Source organism: Luteimonas yanweni, assembly GCF_039548475.1.
Classification (GTDB): Bacteria; Pseudomonadota; Gammaproteobacteria; order Xanthomonadales; family Xanthomonadaceae; genus Luteimonas.
The window spans coordinates 197,362-215,329 of record NZ_JBCLVC010000007.1 but is presented as its reverse complement, the minus strand read 5'-3'; the positions used below and the strand labels follow the sequence as shown (position 1 = coordinate 215,329).

The window sequence follows — 17,968 nt, the reverse complement described above, 5'->3', positions numbered from 1 at the left end:
CGTCAGAAGTTCCAGGTCACTACCAGCTGTGCGTAGCGCGGCGACTGCCAGCGCGTGCCGGTGCCGAATGTCGAACGGCGCACGCCGGGCTGGCCTTCATAGCGCCCGCGCACGTTGATCACTTCCTGGTCGTTGAGGAGGTTGTAGACCGACAGGCGCGCCTTGAGGTCGACATTGTCTACGGGCAGCGTCCACAACAGGGTTGCACCGACGTTGTAGGTCCAGGGCATCCGGCCGAAGGCGCCACGTTCCGAGCGTTCGTAGACGCGATCCTGCCACGGGTCACCCGAGCCGCAGTTGGCAACGCACAGCCAGCCGGTGCCACCACCGCTGCCTTCACTGGTGGGACTTGCGACCGTGCCGCTCTCGCCCGGCCACGACACGCCGAACGCGCTGATCGGGCCACCCGAGAGAGCGCTCACGGTGCCGCCGATCGACCACATCTCGTTGAACTTGTAGTTGCCGCGGATCTTGATCTGGTGGCGATGGTCGTTGAACAGGTCGCCATACCGGTCGTTGTTCGCCGGGTGGTCCCAGTGCTGGACCATGCCGGTATCGCCGTAGTTGGTGTCGGAGTTGACCGGGCCCTCGTGGTTGCCTTCCAGGCGCGACCACAGGTAGGAGGCGTTGAACGCCCACTTGTCGTCCCAGGCACGGTCGATCTGGAACTCCACCGCCTTGTAGGTCCGCTTCGGATCCGAGTAACCGATGATCTCGTCGCTGCCGGCCTTCATGTACCCCTCTTTCGAGGTATCGATGGTGACCCAGCCATCCTGCGCACAGCCCATGTCAGTCGTGCCCCAGAGGGTCAGCGACTCACCCGGGTTGGCGATTGGCCAGAGGTTGCTGTGGCGCTGGCCGCACAGCGCATTGATACGGACGTCGTCCATCGCGTTGGGCATGCGCCGGTAGGTCGCGTTGACGCCCCACGACCAGGCTTGGTTGATCATCGTCTGGAAGCCAAGGATGGCCTCGTCCTGGTACACCGCGTCCAGACCACGGTCCACCGGTTCGTTGGACAGGTTGAAGCTGTCGTCCACCGGGCCGATCTGGTCGCCGAGGATGGGTGCCATGTAGGGCGCGCCGCTCACGGGATTGATCGAAGGCTGCCAACCGTTGAGCGCGTAATAGGTGTATTCGTCGGTCAGGCCACCAGCAAAGTTGTAGCTGATGATACTGGTCACCGGCATGTAGTAACGGCCGAGGTTGCCGAACAGCTTCGTGCTGCCGTCGCCCTTCATGTCCCACGAAAAGCCGAAGCGCGGCGACACCAGGTTGTCGAGCTTGATGTAGCTGTTTCCGCCCGCGTCGAAGTTCTCGAAGTTGTCCACGCGCAAGCCGAGGTTGAGCAGCAGGTTCTGCGCCACGCTCCATTCGTCTTCGATGTAGAACGCACTTGTGTCGATGTCGAACACGCCGCCATCCGAACGCCGCCGCGCCATCATGAAGGCATCGACCCCCGCCGGCAGCACGGCACCGTTGCCGAGCACATCGCCGGGAGTGCCGCCATACGCCGTGAACAGCTGCCCGGTCGGGCCGGGATAACGCGTGGTGCGGTCGGTGGTCATCAGCTCGTGGTCCCAACCGAAGCGCAGCATGTGATCGCCTAAGACCCACTCGAAATCAAGGCGCTTCACCCGGCGCTCGTCCTCGTGGGCGATCACCGAGCCACCCGGGTGGCAGCCCAGCGTCGGCTCGCCCATCGCCCGGTAGACATCGCCATAGGTCGCGTTGTTGTACGACACCAGGTCGCAGAGCGGATCCGCCGGTGAGCGGTTGAAGCTGCTGCTCTTGTTGACGCCGTACATGCCCTTGGCCGTGAAGTTCTCGCCGAAGCGCCCGGTATAGGTCAACGACCCACTGGTGCCACCGCTGGAGGCCGAGGACCGACTGGGCGCATCGGCGGCGATGGTTCCGGTGTCGAATTCGTACGGGCGCACGGCGGTGTCGGAGTCACCTTCGTCGGAGAACGCAAGCAGCTCCAGCAGATGGTTGTCGGAGATGTTCCAGTCCAACTTGGTGCCCCAGAAGCCGTTTCCGCCGTCGTTGGTGGTCCAACTGCTGCCACTGGAGTTGGTGAAACCGGAGTTGCTTTCGCGCTGCTCGTACATGGCGAACAGGAAGAGCTTGTCGCGCACCAGCGGCCCGGACGCCCAGACGTTGGCCTTGCTGAAGCTGCTGCGATCGTGGCTGCCCCGGACGTTGACGCTGCCATCGTCGTAGTACCGGTCATCGGCTTCGGTCTGCCAGGCACTCGGTTCGAACGTGAGTTCGATCCCACCCTCGAATTCGTTGCCGCCCGAGCGGGTCACAGCGTTGATGACGCCACCCGTGCTGCGGCCGAACTCCGCGGAGTAGCCGCCGGTCTTGACCTGGAACTCCCTGAAGAACGCGAAGGGCGCCGTCGAGAAGCTGTGGCGCCTGTAGAAATCGGTGACGTTCAAGCCGTTGATGAAGACCGAGTTCTCGGCAATCGACGAACCGCCGAACGAAATGCCGCCAAGCGACGAGTTGCCGCCGACCACGCCCGGTGCAAGCTGCGCGACGGATGCCAGACTTTGCGCCACGGGCAGGCGCGAAATCTCCTCACGGGTCACGTTGGTGGCCGATTCGGTGGAGCGTACGTCCACGCGATTGACCACGCGCGAACCGACCACCGTCACCGCGGCCAGGTTGGCCACGCCTCCCTCGGTACCGACGTTGACGGTCGTGGTGCCGCCTAGCGGGACGCTGACCTTGATTGGGTCGCCCACCGTCTGGCCGCCGCGCACGACCTGCAGGTCATAGTCGCCAACCTGCAGCTGGCCGAGCCGGTAGTTTCCGTCCGAGCCCACGGTCACGCTGCGGGTAACGCCGGTGTTGGCATTGGTGATGGTGATCTGGTCACCGGCGTTGGCATAGCCGGCGACCGAACCCGTGGCGCTCTGGGCCATGACGACGGGCGCCATGGTGGACAGGCACGCCCCGAGCGCGATGCAGAGTGCGGCTCGACGGAGCCTGGTATGACTGGCCTTCATTGCGATTTCTCCCCGGAACAGATATTGGCTACGTAGGTTTGGCTCAGGTGTTCTCGTCCATGACCGGTGGCAGCAGCTGCCACTCGAAGTCATAACTCCATTGATCGAAGTACAGGTTCCCCCCGTCCCACTCGGCTTCCCCGCGCTGCAGGTCGACCGTTTCCGAACGTGCATGCTGCTTGGCGGGCACGAACTCGCGCGAGTAGTCGTCATTGAACGCGATGCGGTACGCGTCCAGGCCGCCAAGATAGAAGTCGGCGAGTCCGGCATCGGCGCCCGGCAGGCGGCCGAAGGTGACGTCCATCGGCACCCAGCCGTACGGGGCCAGGTACATCCAGCCCCAGTCGTGCATGTTGTTGTAGCTGTCGTCGGAGAAGATCCAGCCCGACTGCCAGCGCGCGGGAATGCCGTTCATGCGCAGCAGGGTGATCAGCAGCAGGGTCTGCTGGCCGCAGTCGGCGTGGCCCTGCTCCAGCGCGTGCTGGCCGATATTGGTGATCGTGGAATATTCGCGGGCGCCGGCCCAGGGAATCGAATCGACCGACGCGAACAGCTTCTGCGCGATGCGATACGGATTGGTTTCGTCGCCCACCACCTGCGCGGACTTCAGCCGCATGGCGTCCGTGAAGAGCACGTGCGGCGCGCGTTCGGCGACGAAGGGCGCGAGCTCCGGCGTGATCTCGGCGGGCACCACCTTGTCCGGATCGATATCGACGTACTGCGCGTGGACGGTGAGCTCGTAGCTGACCGAGAACCCGGTCGGCTCGCCCGCCACCGCCGGCGCTTCCATGTAGATGGTGCGCTGCAGCGTCGGCTCCGGCGCAAGCCTGTGGCTGGCCGGCGTGGTCGAGACCAGCTCGATGGCCTCCTGCTGCCCTGGTATCGCACGCGGGAACGGCAGCCAGGCGCGCACGGTTTCGCCGGCGGGCACCGCATCGGGCTTGACCGTCAGCGATTGCGTGACCCGCACCCGACGCGGTGCGACCGAGCTGTGGCCGCTGGCCAGTGCGGCATCGCGCACTTCGGCATGGTGCGGGTGCGCGGTTTCCAGCGGGCTGTCGTAGAACGTCAGCGGCGTGGCCCGGCGCTGGCGCGCCTCCTCGCTGAGGCGGAAAAGATTGGACGGCCCGCGGCTGAACCAGCGGCGTTCACCGTCGATCACGCGCGCCTCGACCAGGTTGGCCGCATCCCAGCGCGCGAACTCTTCGTCAGTCATGTCGGGGATATCGCGGCGCAAGCGCGCCTTGGCAGCAGCCTCGTCCAGGCTGAAGTCCATCAGGATGCGGCGCATGCGTTCGCGCTGGAACTCCAGCGCCGTGCGCTGCGTGTGGTCGAGCGAAGCATCGGCAAGCGCAGCGGTGATCGCGGCCTCTGCGCCCTTGAAGTCACCGGAGTCCACCAGCGCCACGATCCGCGGAGGCGCTGCGAGCAGGGCCCCGAGGTCGGGGCCGGCATCAGCCGATTCCAACGCGGGAACTTCCCCGGTCGGGACGGTTGTCGCAGCGATAGCTGCTCCCACAAAAGCGCTCGCCAGGAAAGCTGTGGACACAAAAGCTGTGGATACGACAGCTGTCGCCACAAAACCGGCTCCCACAAAACCGGAGGCCACGGCGTTGGCGCTGGCCGACGTGCGGGCCAGACGTACGCATCGTGTCTCGGGTTTGAACCTGCGTGCCACCTGCACTGAACGCCTCTCCTCGTCCCCTGGGTGCTGCCTTGGCTGTGTAACATGGCGTTCACAGGTCGTCAATAATTTATTCTTTCCGATTGATTTCCTTGAATGATGTATTCCATGATGGATCTTCAACCGGTTCGCCGGAAAGGGGATGATCATGCGCATCACGGCACTGTTCCTGGGCCTGCTGCTCGCCATGCCGGCCACGCTGGCCGCACGCGAGCCGCTGCAAACGCCCGCCCACACGCCCTCGCCTCCGCTCGCCGTTCCCGGCTTGGCCGAAGAGCACCTCTCGCCCGACCACTGGATTTCAGGTCTTGCACAGCCCGACCGGGTGATCCTGACGCCGGCGGAGATCGCGGCGCAGAACGCGCGCATGCAGGCCGAAGACCCGTCGATCCACGACATCGAGGCACTGCCCGCACAACTTGACGACAAACAGGTACGCGGCTGGATCGAAGACCTGTCGGTCCTCCCCGAGCGCGCGCTCTACGACGTGCACGGGCAGCCCGTCGCACCGGGTGACCTCGAACGCATCCAGGCCAACCTGGCGCTGGACGCGGTGCCGGCCAGCCAGGCCACGCGCCACGGCATGGTGGTGCGCCGCGCCGACCTGCGCGCCTTCCCCACCCGCATGCGCGTTTTCAGCAGTGCGGATGACAGCGACATCGACCGTTTCCAGGAAAGCGCGCTGTTCCCCGGCGACCCGGTGGCGATCGTCCACCAGAGCCGCGATGGCAACTGGTACTTCGTGGCCAGCCAACGCTATGCCGCGTGGATCGAGAAGCAGCACGTGGCCGAAGGCGACAGGGCGGCGATCCACGACTGGGGCCGGCGCGCGCCGTTCCTCGTCGTGACCGGCGCCACCGCGCGCACCGCGTACACGCCGGAAAACCCGGGCGTCTCCGACGTGCAGCTCGAGATGGGCGTGCGCGTGCCGGTGCTGGCCGACTGGCCGGGATCCGACGAGGTCAACGGCCAGCTACCGGCCGCGGCGCACGTGATCGAGCTTCCGGTGCGCGGCGAAGACGGCGTGCTTTCGTTCGAGCCCGCCCTGCTGCCGCGCTCGAACGATGTCGCCAGCGACTACCTGCCGCTGACCGAAGCCAACCTCATCCGCCAGTCCTTCAAGTTCCTAGGGGAGCGCTACGGCTGGGGGCATTCCTACAACACCCGCGACTGCAGCGGCTTCGCGTCGGAAATCTACCGCAGCTTCGGCGTGCTGATCCCGCGCAACACCAGCGCGCAGGCGGTGAGCCCCGCGCTCAACCGCCTGCCCTTCACCGCCGAAGACGGCCACGAGGCCCGCGTCGACGCACTGCGCGACGCGCGCCCCGGCGACCTGGTCTACATCCCCGGCCACGTGATGATGGTGATCGGCCACGTCGACGGCGCGCCCTTCGTCATCCACGACACCAGCGGCATGAGCTGGCTGCCCGAAGGCGGCACCGGGCTCACGCGCCTGCACCTCAACGGCGTGGTGGTGACGCCGGTCCTGCCGATGATGTCCAACGCGACCACGCCCACGGTGGACCGCATCACCAGCATCCAGCGCATCAGGCCCTGACGGGAACCACGCACACATGAAGATCACCGACATCCGGCTCGCAATGCTGCGGGTTCCGCTCAAGACCCCGTTCAAGACCGCGCTGCGCACCGTCGACACGGTCGAGGACATCGTGGTCATGATCCACACCGACGACGGCCGCATCGGCTACGGCGAGGCCGCGCCCACCGCGGTGATCACCGGCGATACCCACGGCTCGATCATCGCGGCGATCAACATGGTCATCGGCCCGCGCCTGATCGGCCGCGACGTCGCCGACCTCAACCGCAACGTGCAGCTGGTGCAGGGCGCGATGGAGCGCAACACCAGCGCCAAGGCGGCGGTCGAGATCGCGCTGTACGACCTCTGGGCGCAGCTGTACGGCGCCCCGCTCTACCGCATGCTCGGCGGCGGCGGCGACCCGGTGGTCACCACCGACCTCACCATCAGCGTCGACTACATCGACAAGATGGTCGCCGACTCGCTGGCGGCGGTGGACCGCGGCTTCGAGTCGCTGAAGATCAAGGTCGGCAAGGACATCGGCCTGGACATCGAACGGGTCAAGGCCATCCACGCCGCGGTCGACGGCCGCGCCCTGCTGCGCCTGGACGCCAACCAGGGCTGGACGCCGAAGCAGGCCGTGTTCGCGATCCACGCGCTGGAAGACGCCGGCATCCACCTGGAGCTGCTGGAGCAGCCAGTGCCCGCACGCGACATCGAGGGCCTGAAGTACGTCACCGAGCGCGTGCACACGCCGGTGATGGCCGACGAAAGCGTGTTCGGCCCGTCCGAGGTGATCGACCTGATCCAGCGCCGCGCCGCCGACATCATCAACATCAAGCTGATGAAGACCGGCGGCATCTCCAATGCCATCCGCATCGCCGACATCGCCGAGGGGCACGGCGTGGACTGCATGATCGGCTGCATGATCGAGTCAGCGATCAGCGTGGCCGCCGCGGTGCACCTGGCGGTGGCCAAGGCCGGCGCGATCACCAAGGTCGACCTCGACGGCCCCTCTCTGTGCACCTTCGACCCGGTCGAGGGCGGCGTCGAATTCAACGAGTCCGAGATCGCCATCAGCGACGCGCCGGGCCTGGGCATCCGCTCGGTGCGCGGCCTCGAGCCGCTTGCGGCGGCCTGAGCGCGGAATGGCGCCACTGGCCAGGATCCGGGGCGAGCGCGATCGCATGTCGGCGATCGAGCGCCGCATCGCCGACTACATGATCGACAACGCCCACCTGCTGCGCGACTACTCTTCGCAGCAGCTGGCCAACGCGCTGGGCATCAGCCAGTCCAGCGTGGTGAAGTTCAGCCAGAAGCTCGGTTTCAAGGGCTATCCCGACCTCAAGTTCTCGATCGGGGAATCGCTGGCGCGGCGCGGCGGGCCCAACGGCGCCGACGCCATCGCCGAGCCCGACGATCGCGACGAAGAACCCGGCGCGCTGCTGGCCGAGTCGCTGTGGCGCGCCAAGGCCGAAGCGGTCAACGTCACCCGCGCGCTCAACGCGCACACCGACGTCGCCGCCGTCGCCGAAGCGATCCGCGGCGCCGGCAAGGTCTATTCGATCGGCGTCGGCAACGACGGCCTGTACTCGCGCGCGATCGCCATCAAGCTGGCGCTGATCGGGCGCACCGCCATCCACCTCTTCGATCCGGCGCTGATGGCCATGGGCACCTCGTCGGCCGCCTCCGGCGACGTCCTGCTGGTGCTGTGCGAGCACGGCCAGGAAGCGGCGCTGTGCCACACCGCGCGCCTGTTCCGCCGGCGCGGCGGCAAGGTGGTCACCATCACCCGGCACACCGCCAACGCGCTGCGCGCGCATGCGGACATCGCGCTCCTGGTCAGTGCCCACGACCCCAGGCCGCAGGTCGAGCTGCTGCTGTACCAGGCCGCGTTGCAGCACCTGCTCGACCTGGTGTTCCTGCTGCTGTGCGAAGACGAAGCCCACCTGCGCATGCTGGTGGAAAACGCGGCGCCGATCGAGTGATGATGTAGGGATGAACCGGAACCGACGCGCTATGCCGCGCCTCTCCAACGCCGCGCGCGTCCTGCTCGCCCTCGCCCTCGGCGCCGCCGTCGGCCTGTCCCTTTCATACAGCGACCCGGCCCTCGGCGCCGACGTCGCGGACCTGGTGCAGCCCATCGGCCGCCTTTGGCTCAACGCGCTGCAGATGACCGTGGTGCCGCTGGTCGCGGCGCTGGTGGTACTGGGCGTCAATGCCGCCGCCGACGCAGCGGCCTCGGGTCGCACCGCGCGCCGCGCCATGGCCGTGTTCGCGGTGCTTCTGATCGCATCCGGCACCTATACCGCCTTCATGGCGCCCGGCCTGCTGTCGCTGGTGCCGCGCGACCAGGCCCTGGTCGACGGATTTCGCCTCGCCATCGGCGCCGACGACACCGCGATCGGCCGCGCGCCAGCCTTCGGCGAATGGATCACCACCGTGATCCCGAGCAACGCGCTGGCGGCGGCCGCGGCCAACGCCATGTTGCCGCTGGTGGTGTTCTCGCTGTTCTTCGGCTTCGCCGCCTCGCGCATCGATCCAGACCGCCGGGCGCGCCTGCTGGAGCTGGTGCAGGCGATCGCCGACACCATGATCCAGGTCGTGCGCTGGGTGCTGTGGGCGGCGCCGATCGGCGTATTCGCCCTGGTGCTGGCGGTCTGCGCGCGCGTGGGCCTGGCAGTGCTTGGCGCCCTGGGCTGGTACGTGCTGCTGCTGTGCGTGCTGTACATCAGCGTGACCGTGTTGCTGTATGGCGTGGCGCGCCTGGCCGCCAACGAGCCCGTGCGGCGCTTCATGGTCGGTATCTTCCCGGCGCAGGTGATCGCGGGCAGCACCCAGTCTTCGCTGGCCTCGCTGCCGGCGATGATCGACTGCGCGCGAACCCGCCTCGGCTATCCCCTGCACGTCACTGCCCTGGTGCTGCCGATGGCGGTCTCGCTGTTCCGCATCACCAGCCCCGTGCAGTACATCGGCGTGGTCACGTTCATCGCCTGGATGTACGGCATCGAGCTCGGCGGCGTGCAGGTGGTCACCGCCATCGCCCTGTCGGCGCTGATCAGCATGGGCTCGGTCGGCCTGCCCGGCCAAGTCAGCTTCATGACCAACAACTTGCCCGTGACCCAGGCGATGGGCCTGCCCGTGGAGCCGCTCGGACTGCTGCTGGCGGTAGACAACATCCCCGACATGTTCTCGACCGTCGGCAACGTCAGCGCCGACCTGACCGCCACGGCGATCGTCAACCGGATGGACGGGGACGGTAGCTGACGCCGGATTGTTGGAGAGGCCCACGCGTGTCTGTGGAATCGACTGCAGCCGATCGCCGCTATAGCGGCTCCCACAGGATCAGGGGGATTCTCGGGCTGATGCGGGAGCGGCTACAGCCGCGTGGGAGCGGCTACAGCCGCGATCGCCGCTGTAGCGGCTCCCACATCCGGGGGGTTAGTGGCTTTTTGAGGTGCGCATTTCGAGGACGCGCGGCGGCGGTGCGAAGGTCCCGGCACGCGCCATTTCCCAGAAGTTCTTGAATACCGCGTGCCGCTCCGGCACGCCGGCCAGAAGCTCTCCCGGCTGCAGGAAGTGGTAGATGTTGGCCAGCGAGCTGACGTGCATTTCCGACACGCGGCGCACGATGTGCTCCGGTCCCAGCTCGGCCGGCGACGACAGCCCCGCCGCGCACAGCAGCTCGCGCAGTGCGTTCAGGGTGTTGCGGTGGTAGTGGGCCACGCGGTCGGCCTTGGCCTCTACGTCCAGGTGTGTCCAGCGCCGCGGGTCCTGGGTGGCGATGCCGGTCGGGCACAGGTCGTTGTGGCAGCTGCGCGCCTGGATGCAGCCCAGCGCGAACATGAAGGCACGCCCCGCGTTGCAGAAGTCCGCGCCCAGCGCCAGCGTGCGCGCGATGTCGAACGCGCTGGTGATCTTGCCCGCCGCGCCCACCCGGATGCGGTCGCGCAGGTCCACGCCCACCAGCGTGTTGTGGACCAGCATCAGCGCCTCGTTCATGGGCACGCCGATGTGGTTCATGAATTCCACCGGCGACGCACCCGTTCCACCCTCGGCACCGTCGACCACGATGAAGTCCGGCAGGATCCCCGTCTCGCGCATGGCCTTCGCCACCCCGAACCATTCCCAGGGGTGACCGATCGCCAGCTTGAAGCCCACCGGCTTGCCGCCCGCCAGCTGGCGCAGCCCGGCCACGAACTCCAGCAGCCCGATCGGCGAGCCGAAGGCCGAATGCTGCGCGGGTGAAATGCAGTCCACGCCCACCGGCACCCCGCGCGCCAGCGCGATCTCCGGCGTCACCTTCGCGCCCGGCAGCATGCCGCCGTGGCCGGGCTTCGCGCCCTGCGACAGCTTGATCTCGATCATCTTCACCTGCGGGTCCGCGGCGTTGTCCGCGAAACGCACCGGGTCGAAGCGGCCCTGTTCGTCACGGCAGCCGAAGTAGCCCGAACCGATCTCCCACACCAGGTCGCCGCCATGCTCGCGGTGGTAGCTGGAGATCGAGCCCTCGCCGGTGTCGTGATGGAAGCCGCCGCGCTTCGCGCCCAGGTTGAGCGCACGGATGGCATTGGCCGACAGCGAGCCGAAGCTCATCGCCGAGATATTGAACACGCTCGCGTCGTAGGGCGCATTGCTTTCCTCGCCCATGCGGACCCTGAAATCGTGGTCCGCCAGATGGGTGGGCGCCAGCGAATGGTTGATCCACTCGTAGTCCTTCCCGTAAACATCGTGGATCGTGCCGAAGGGCACCGTGTCCTGCTCGCGCTTGGCGCGCTGGTAGACCAGCGCCCGCTGTTCGCGCGAGAACGGCACCTCCTCGGTATCGCGCTCGATGAAGTACTGCCGGATCTCCGGCCCGATCGACTCCAGCCCGTAGCGGAAGTGCGCCAGCACCGGATACAGCTGGCGCAGCGTGCTGGTTCGCTGCATCACATCGGCCAGCCCGAGCAGCGCCAGCGCCCCGGCCACGGTCACCAGCCACCACCAGTGCGGCGACCAGGTATAGGCCAGGACCAACCCCACGATGGCGAGCGCGATGCAGACGAACCAGGCGGTGTAGCGGTAGGTCATTGGCGACAACGGCTGCGCGCCGGCGCGACGCGGGCCAATCATCACATACAGCGATGTGGGGACATGATTTCGAAAGGTGTGCCCGGGGTGGGAATCGAACCCACATGGCCTTGCGGCCGGAAGATTTTAAGTCTCCTGCGTTTACCTGGTTTCGCCACCCGGGCAGTGGCGGCCGCAGCGATCGCGGCACGCCAACCGAGAAACGCACGAAGGCCGCGGAAGCGGCCTTCGATGATGGTGCCCGGCGTGGGACTCGAACCCACAATGGCCGCAAGGCCCGGGGATTTTAAGTCCCCTGCGTCTACCGATTCCGCCACCCGGGCAGGTGCCGGGGCCGTGTGGCCCCGAAGTCAGGCGGCGTCGCGTAAGCGCTTGCGATCGCGGGCGGCGGCACGCTCTTCGACCTTCGACAAGGCCTCGTCGCCGCGCGGCGCGCTGGTCCCCGGGACCGGTCCGGAAGTTTTCGGTGCGTGCAGCGGTCCGAACACCGGCATCCGGCGGATCGCGCCGAAGAAGCGGAGGGTCCGGGCACGGTTGCTGCTCAGTGCGTACCAGCCCAGGGTCAGGACGAGGAAGCCGGCCAGGATCACCGGGTTGGGCACGTCCAGGCGCATCATCTGGCCGGCCACCAGGCCGGTGACCAGGCTGAACGCCGCCAGGGCCACGGCCGCCTGGGTGGGGCCGAAGCCGGCGTCCTGCATGAAGTGGTGGATATGGTCGCGCCCGGCCGAGAACGGCGAGCGCCCTTCGCGGCTGCGGCGCACGGTCAGCACCAGGCAGTCCATCACCGGGATCGGGATCAGCCACAGCGCCAGCACCGGGTTCACGGGATGGCCGGTGTTCTGCGTCAGGCGGAACACCACCCACGCGACCACCAGCCCAAGCCAGGCGCTGCCGGCGTTGCCCATGAACGTCTTGGCACGCGGCTGCCAGGGAAAGCGCATGTTGTAGACAAGGAAGGCGGACACCACGCCTGCAATCACCAGGGCGATCTGCGCCAGCGCCGGGTTGCCGGCATACATCGCCGCGGCGGCCAGCATCACCAGGCAAACGGCGACCAGGGAACCGGCCAGCCCGTCGGCGCCGTCAACCATGTTGATGGCATTGATGATGCCCACCGTGGCGAACACGGTGAAAGGCACCGAAAGCCAGCCAAGCTCGCCGAAGCCGAAGATGCCGCCGACGTTCTCCACGCGCACGCCGGCGCCGTAGATCATGATCAGCGCGGCCACCACCTGGGCCAGCACGCGCCAGTACCAGCGCAGGTCGAAGCGGTCGTCGTACAGCCCCACGCCCACCATCAGCAGCGAGGCGGCGAAGAACGAGGCGGTCGTCGCGGGGGCGTATCCGGGCAGGAACAGCAGCATCACCACCAGGCAGCCGACCACCATCGCCAGGCCGCCGATGATCGGCGTGGGATGCGCGTGGTCCTTGCGGCCCACGGGGAAATCCAGCAGGTTCAGGCGCGGCGCCAGCGGGTGAAGGAGCTTGAGGACACCCCATGAGATCACGGCTGCAAGCAGTGCATAGCCCAGTCCGATCTCGAACACCCAATTCATCCCTGACTCCATAGATTGATCGACCCTGATCACGCACATGCCGCGCGCCGGCCTGATCACACGCAAGAACCAGGCCAACTGTCCGGGTCTGGTGCGGACCGGAAGGACGCACGGCGCCAGGGAGCCCGCCGAGCATGCCAACCCCGTCATGCACAGGGCGTGATAAAGCGCGCAAGTGCTTCATGTTACAGCCTTGCTGCGTCGCAGCAAAGGCGCCGACGCGAATGGGCAGCCAATGCCGTCAAAGGCCACCGGGGGGCAAAAATCGGCAGGAAGCGCCCTCGCGGCCGCGTTGACCCCCCGCATCGGGGCGCTGCCACGCAAACGCCTTGGCATGCTTCCTGCTGGAATTCCGTTGGGCCAGAGAGGCCAGCCGGGGGATACGGCCGATGTCGAACGGAAGCGACCCATCGCAGGACAGCTCCACAGGGGACGCGCATGATCCGCGCCCGCCGCGCCCGCGGCTGGCCGCATTGCGCCGCCGGCTGGGCGCGCTCGCCCAGCGTTGCGGCCCGCGCGAGCCCGCTCCCGACGGCCTCCGCGGCCTCCCCGAGATGCTCGCCGCGTGGCTTCGCACCCTCGAATCCTGGCTGCAGCGGCTGTCCAGCGACCCGCCTTCGCGCCAGGCAGCCTTGCCGCTCACCCTGTCGCATCCCCAGCGCCCGCGCGGGCCCTTGCACGCCCTCGCCGCGATGCGCCGCAACGTTTCCATCGCGCTCGCCGCGTTCCTGGTGATGTTCGTGGGCGCCGGGATCCTCAACTGGCTGGATCCCTTCGGCCTGGACCGCAATTCCCAGGCCTATTCCGAGCACCTGAATGCGCGCGCGGAGGCGCCGTTCTACGACTCCGCCGCCCAGGGCGACATCGTGGTGGTGCTGATCACCCCGGATACCCTCGAGCAGCGCGACTTCGCCTGGCCGCCGCGCTACGAGTATTACGCCGAGGCCATTGGCCGCATCCTCGCGGACACGCCGCGCGCGCTCTACGTCGACGTGCTCGCCCGCAAGGCCCGCGACTACGACGGCACCCTGGACTACGCGACGCAGGAAATTTCCCGCGCCAGCGACGCCTCCGGCGTGCCCGTGATCTTCGCGACCGAGACGCCCGGTGCACCCTCGCTGTTCTCCAACGACCGCGGCGTGGGCGTGGCGCCGATGGCCTGGCAGGCCGCGGACAGCGATTACCCCCTGCGCCTGCGCCCGGAGAACGTCGTGCCCTGGCGGGACGCCGAGCCCCCGGTGGCCGATGCCTGCGCCTTCGACTCCGTGGCCCTGCGCCTGTACCGCCACGCCTGCCCCGGCCTGCTGCCGGCCACGCACGCCTGCCCGACCCGCGGTTCGCAGGCAGCGCTGCCGCCCCTGCCCGGCTGCAACATCGCCGCGGGCGCCGCCAACCTGCCGGAACCCGTGCCGCACCTGGTCGTGCAGTGGGGCCTGCAACGCCCATGGCACACGCCTGAGCCGGACGGCTGGCGGCCCGCCTGTAACCGTGCGGACGCGGCCCCCGCAGCGGGCTGGCGCATCGGTGCCGCGCTGAAGGCGCTGTACCACAGCCTCCTGTCCGGCCGCGATGGCGAGGCCGTGGCCCGGACGCGCGAACGCTGCCCGTACACGCTCACCATCACCGAGCACGAGCTCGAGTACCTCCCCGAAGGCTTCCTGTCCGACCGCATCGTCATCCTGGGCGTCGACCTGCCCGGCCTGGAGGACAGCGTGGCGACGCCGGTCCACGGCCGCCTTCCCGGCGCCTACCTGCACGCCATGGCCCTGGACAACCTGATGCACCAGGGCGCCGGTTACCGGCACCGGGATGCCCACACCGCCCGCTGGACCAGCATGCTGGCCGGCTTCGCGCTGTGCCTCGCGCTGGCGCTGGTGTTGCGCTCGCGCTTCGGCGCCCGGCCGCTGGCCCGCCGGCTGCTGCTGGCCGGCCTGGCCCTGCTCCTCGCCGTGCTGACCAGCTGGCTGCTGGGCGCCGTGTTCCACCTGCCGGCGCCCAACTGGCTGGCCGGCTTCGCACTCTTCGTACTGGCCGCACACCGGGTGACGAAGACGATGACCTCGCCACCCCCGCCTCCTCCGCCGCCCGCGGCGGAGACGCTTCCATCCCCCACACCACGCTGAGAGGACGCCATGGACACCAGCACATCGAGCCACTTGCCCACCCTGCCGCTGTTCGCCATGGCGCTTGCGCTGCTGCTCGTGGCGCCCGCGCCGGTGCACGGCGCCGATCCACCCGCCACCAACGCAACCGTGCCGGGCACGGCCCCCGAACAGCCCACCCGGGTCATCCGCCTGCGCCGCGCCAAGGCCAGCCGCTTCACCGTCGAAGAAGGCCGTTTCCGGCGTGCCGATGCGCTTGATCCCGCGCAGCTCCCGCTGCCGGCGCGCGTCATCGCCGTGTCGCCGCGCGGCTATGTCCAGGTGGACGGCCCCGCCGGCCCGCTGTGGCTGGACGCCATGGACGTGGTGCAGGACCCGCCGCCGCAGGTGAAGGCGCGCTGCCTGGGCGCGGTGTCCGCGCACCCCACGCGCAAGGTGGCCGGCGTCTCGGGCGCCGGCGAGGACTGCTGACGTGCGCCGGCACAGCGCGCTCGCGCTCGCCCTCGCCGCCTGCCTGCTGCTGCCCCTCGCGGCACAGGCGCAGTGGAAGATCGGCGGCAAGACCGTCACCCGCGACCAGCTGGCCCAGGCCAAGGCGCTGTGGATCACCGGCAGCGAGGTCCTGAACCCGCAGGAGATCCCGGACACCTGGCAGGCGATGCGCCAGACCTACGGCGTGCTCGGCAACGAGCAGCTGGACGCGCAGCTTAACGGCGTCCTCGAGCGCCTGCAGTCGACCTGGCACGAGCCCCCGCCCCCGGCGCGCGTGTACGCCACGCCCGACCCCGCGTTCCGCGCCTTCGCCACCACCGATGGCGGCATCATCGTCGCCGCCGGCATGCTCGCCAGCATGGAGTCGGAGGACGAACTCGCAGCCCTGATCGCGCACGAGTACGCCCACCTGCTGCTCGGCCACAACGCGCCCAGCCTGCTCGAAACCACCGCCCGCAAGTTCGGCGGCGCGGCCGACACCTACCTGGGCATGCGCCACGGCGCGCTGCGCGGCGACCCCAGCCAGGCGCTGGTGCGCGACATGCTGGCAAGGAACCTGGTGGCCGAAGGCATGCAGACCGCGCTGGCGCCCGCGCGCAGCCGCAAGGACGAGACCAGCGCCGATGCCCTGGCCGCCGACCTGCTGCTGGCCGCGGGCTACAGCCCCGTGGGCCTGGCCGACATGCTCGGCCGCATGGAGGCCTGGGAGGCCCGCCTGCAGGCGACCCGCGAGGAGCAGGAACAGCGCCAGACCTCGCTGCAGGTGGTGGTCACCGCGCATGCCACCGACACCCGCATCGGCGGCACCGCCAGCGGCACCCGCAACGAGATGGTCGCGGCCGGGCTGGGCGAGGCGTTCAACCGGCTGGGGCGCGGCATCAAGCGCCTGCGACGCCAGCACGACACGCCGGACGTGCGCCTGGACAAGGTGCTTGCGCACCTGGACAAGGCCCATCCCGACCACGAGCGCCCCGAGCTGCGGCCCCTGCCCTGGGCCGGCAATGCCGGCATCGCCCGCCTGCTGTCAGGCGTCGACGAGGTGCACCAGCTGATGCGGCAGGTCGAGGAAGGCGACACCCCGGCCGCCGCGGCCACCGCCACGCGCGTGCGCAGCGGCCCGGCCGCGCACACGCCCTATGCCCGTTCGGCGCTGCTGTTCCTGCCCGACAACCGCCGGCGCGACTGGGAGGCCGTCGCCGTCACCGAGCTCAAGCGGCCCGACTCCCTGTACCAGACCCATTTCATGGCCCTGGACCGCATGGCCGGGCAGAGCAGCGCGCGCGCGCTCGAGGCGCTCGAGGTCAGCCGCGCCAGCCTGGGCGATACCGACGAACTGCTTCCGCACAGCGTGCGCCTGAACCGCAAGGCCGGCAAGGGCGACGTGGCCGCCGAATACGCGCTGCGCTGCCAGGCCACCGGCGACGAAGCCCTGCAGCGGGCCTGCGCCGACAGTGCTCAGTAGTACTCGCGGTACCAGCGCACGAAGTTGGCCACGCCTTCTTCCACGCTGACCTGCGGCCGGTAGCCCACGCCATCCACCAGGGCCGACACGTCGGCCTCGGTGTCCGGCACGTCGCCGGCCTGCAGCGGCAGCAGCTCCATCACCGCCTTCTTGCCCAGGCAGTCCTCCAGCACCTCGATGTAGCGCAGCAGCTCCACCGGCTGTTCGTTGCCGATGTTGTAGATCCGGTACGGCGCCACGCCGCTGGTGCCCGGGTCGGGTGCATTGCCGTTCCATGCCGGATCGGCCGCGGCCGGGCGGTCCAGCACGCGCACCACGCCTTCCACGATGTCATCGACATAGGTGAAGCTGCGGCGGTGGTGGCCGTGGTTGAAGACCTTGATCGGCTCGCCGGCCAGGATCGCCTTCGTGAACAGGAACAGCGCCATGTCCGGCCGCCCCCAGGGCCCGTACACGGTGAAGAAGCGCAGCCCCGTGCAGGGCACGCCGTACAGGTGCGCATACGAGTGCGCCATCATTTCGTTGGCCTTCTTCGTGGCCGCGTACAGCGTCAGCGGATGCTCGGTGCCCTGGTGCTCGTTGAAGGGCATGTCCAGGTTGGCGCCGTACACCGAGCTCGTGGACGCGAACACCAGGTGCTCCACCCCGTGGTGCCGGCAGCCTTCCAGGATGTGCAGGGTGCCGGTGACGTTGCTGGACACGTACACGTGCGGGTTTTCCGCCGCATAGCGCACGCCGGCCTGCGCCGCCAGGTGCACCACCCGGTCGGGCGTGTGCGTCGCGAAGGCCGCTTCCACCGCCGCTCGGTCGGCCAGGTCGGCCTGGATGTGGGTATAGCGCGGGTGGTCCATGAAGCGCGCCAGGCGCGCCTGCTTCAGGGTGACGTCGTAGTAGTCGTTGAGGTTGTCGAAGCCGATGACCTCGTCGCCGCGCGCCAGCAGGACCTGGGCAACGTGGCTGCCGATGAAGCCGGCGGTGCCGGTGACGAGGACTTTCATGGGGACATACCGGAAAGGAAAGGCGAAATGATACCGGCGGTCGC

Annotated in this window: 12 protein-coding genes and 2 tRNA genes; 7 read left to right on the top strand and 7 right to left on the bottom strand. The window is 68.5% G+C overall.

Annotated elements, in window-relative coordinates:
• Nucleotides 1-2 precede the first annotated feature (2 nt).
• Both WCE39_RS03900 and WCE39_RS03895 read right to left on the bottom strand, forming a co-directional pair.
• Nucleotides 3-3,017, bottom strand: coding sequence for a TonB-dependent receptor (locus tag WCE39_RS03900; protein ID WP_343275395.1), 3,015 nt, complete (start codon nucleotides 3,015-3,017; stop codon nucleotides 3-5).
• A 43-nt stretch (nucleotides 3,018-3,060) separates the two neighbouring features.
• Nucleotides 3,061-4,485 (bottom strand): transglutaminase-like domain-containing protein, encoded by a 1,425-nt coding sequence (locus WCE39_RS03895; RefSeq protein WP_343275394.1) that lies wholly within the window; start codon nucleotides 4,483-4,485, stop codon nucleotides 3,061-3,063.
• A gap of 358 nt (nucleotides 4,486-4,843) precedes the next feature.
• Here WCE39_RS03895 and WCE39_RS03890 point away from each other — a divergent pair, with 358 nt between their 5' ends.
• From WCE39_RS03890 to WCE39_RS03875, 4 genes are read left to right on the top strand one after another with little or no spacing between them, the layout of a single operon-like run.
• Nucleotides 4,844-6,259, top strand: coding sequence for a C40 family peptidase (locus tag WCE39_RS03890; RefSeq protein WP_452299560.1), 1,416 nt, complete (start codon nucleotides 4,844-4,846; stop codon nucleotides 6,257-6,259).
• A gap of 16 nt (nucleotides 6,260-6,275) precedes the next feature.
• Nucleotides 6,276-7,379, top strand: coding sequence for a dipeptide epimerase (locus tag WCE39_RS03885; protein ID WP_343275393.1), 1,104 nt, complete (start codon nucleotides 6,276-6,278; stop codon nucleotides 7,377-7,379).
• 7 nt (nucleotides 7,380-7,386) lie between these two features.
• Nucleotides 7,387-8,226: a MurR/RpiR family transcriptional regulator gene (locus WCE39_RS03880; RefSeq protein WP_343275392.1), complete on the top strand. Its 840-nt coding sequence runs from the start codon at nucleotides 7,387-7,389 to the stop codon at nucleotides 8,224-8,226.
• A 31-nt stretch (nucleotides 8,227-8,257) separates the two neighbouring features.
• On the top strand, nucleotides 8,258-9,505 hold the full coding sequence (locus WCE39_RS03875) for a dicarboxylate/amino acid:cation symporter (protein WP_343275391.1): 1,248 nt from the start codon (nucleotides 8,258-8,260) through the stop codon (nucleotides 9,503-9,505).
• Between the two features lie 174 nt (nucleotides 9,506-9,679).
• Here WCE39_RS03875 and WCE39_RS03870 read toward each other — a convergent pair whose 3' ends face one another.
• From WCE39_RS03870 to WCE39_RS03855, 4 genes are all read right to left on the bottom strand, one after another.
• Nucleotides 9,680-11,311, bottom strand: a complete 1,632-nt coding sequence (locus WCE39_RS03870; RefSeq protein ID WP_343275390.1) for an FMN-binding glutamate synthase family protein — start codon at nucleotides 11,309-11,311, stop codon at nucleotides 9,680-9,682.
• 79 nt (nucleotides 11,312-11,390) lie between these two features.
• Nucleotides 11,391-11,475: transfer RNA gene (locus tag WCE39_RS03865), tRNA-Leu, on the bottom strand.
• A gap of 71 nt (nucleotides 11,476-11,546) precedes the next feature.
• Nucleotides 11,547-11,634, bottom strand: a tRNA-Leu gene (locus tag WCE39_RS03860).
• 27 nt (nucleotides 11,635-11,661) lie between these two features.
• Nucleotides 11,662-12,870 (bottom strand): MraY family glycosyltransferase, encoded by a 1,209-nt coding sequence (locus WCE39_RS03855; RefSeq protein WP_343275389.1) that lies wholly within the window; start codon nucleotides 12,868-12,870, stop codon nucleotides 11,662-11,664.
• Nucleotides 12,871-13,259: 389 nt separating this feature from the next.
• Between WCE39_RS03855 and WCE39_RS03850 the strand changes: the two genes are divergently transcribed.
• From WCE39_RS03850 to WCE39_RS03840, 3 genes are read left to right on the top strand one after another with little or no spacing between them, the layout of a single operon-like run.
• Nucleotides 13,260-14,993, top strand: a complete 1,734-nt coding sequence (locus WCE39_RS03850) for a CHASE2 domain-containing protein (RefSeq protein ID WP_343275388.1) — start codon at nucleotides 13,260-13,262, stop codon at nucleotides 14,991-14,993.
• Between the two features lie 9 nt (nucleotides 14,994-15,002).
• Nucleotides 15,003-15,443, top strand: coding sequence for a hypothetical protein (locus WCE39_RS03845; protein WP_343275387.1), 441 nt, complete (start codon nucleotides 15,003-15,005; stop codon nucleotides 15,441-15,443).
• Nucleotide 15,444: 1 nt separating this feature from the next.
• Complete coding sequence (locus WCE39_RS03840; protein ID WP_343275386.1) at nucleotides 15,445-16,926, top strand: M48 family metalloprotease; 1,482 nt, start codon at nucleotides 15,445-15,447, stop codon at nucleotides 16,924-16,926.
• On the opposite strand, the gene WCE39_RS03835 is transcribed toward WCE39_RS03840, so the two are convergent.
• A complete protein-coding gene (locus WCE39_RS03835; protein ID WP_343275385.1) occupies nucleotides 16,920-17,924 on the bottom strand; it encodes an NAD-dependent epimerase in 1,005 nt (334 codons plus the stop codon). The genes WCE39_RS03840 and WCE39_RS03835 overlap by 7 nt on opposite strands.
• Nucleotides 17,925-17,968 lie beyond the last annotated feature (44 nt).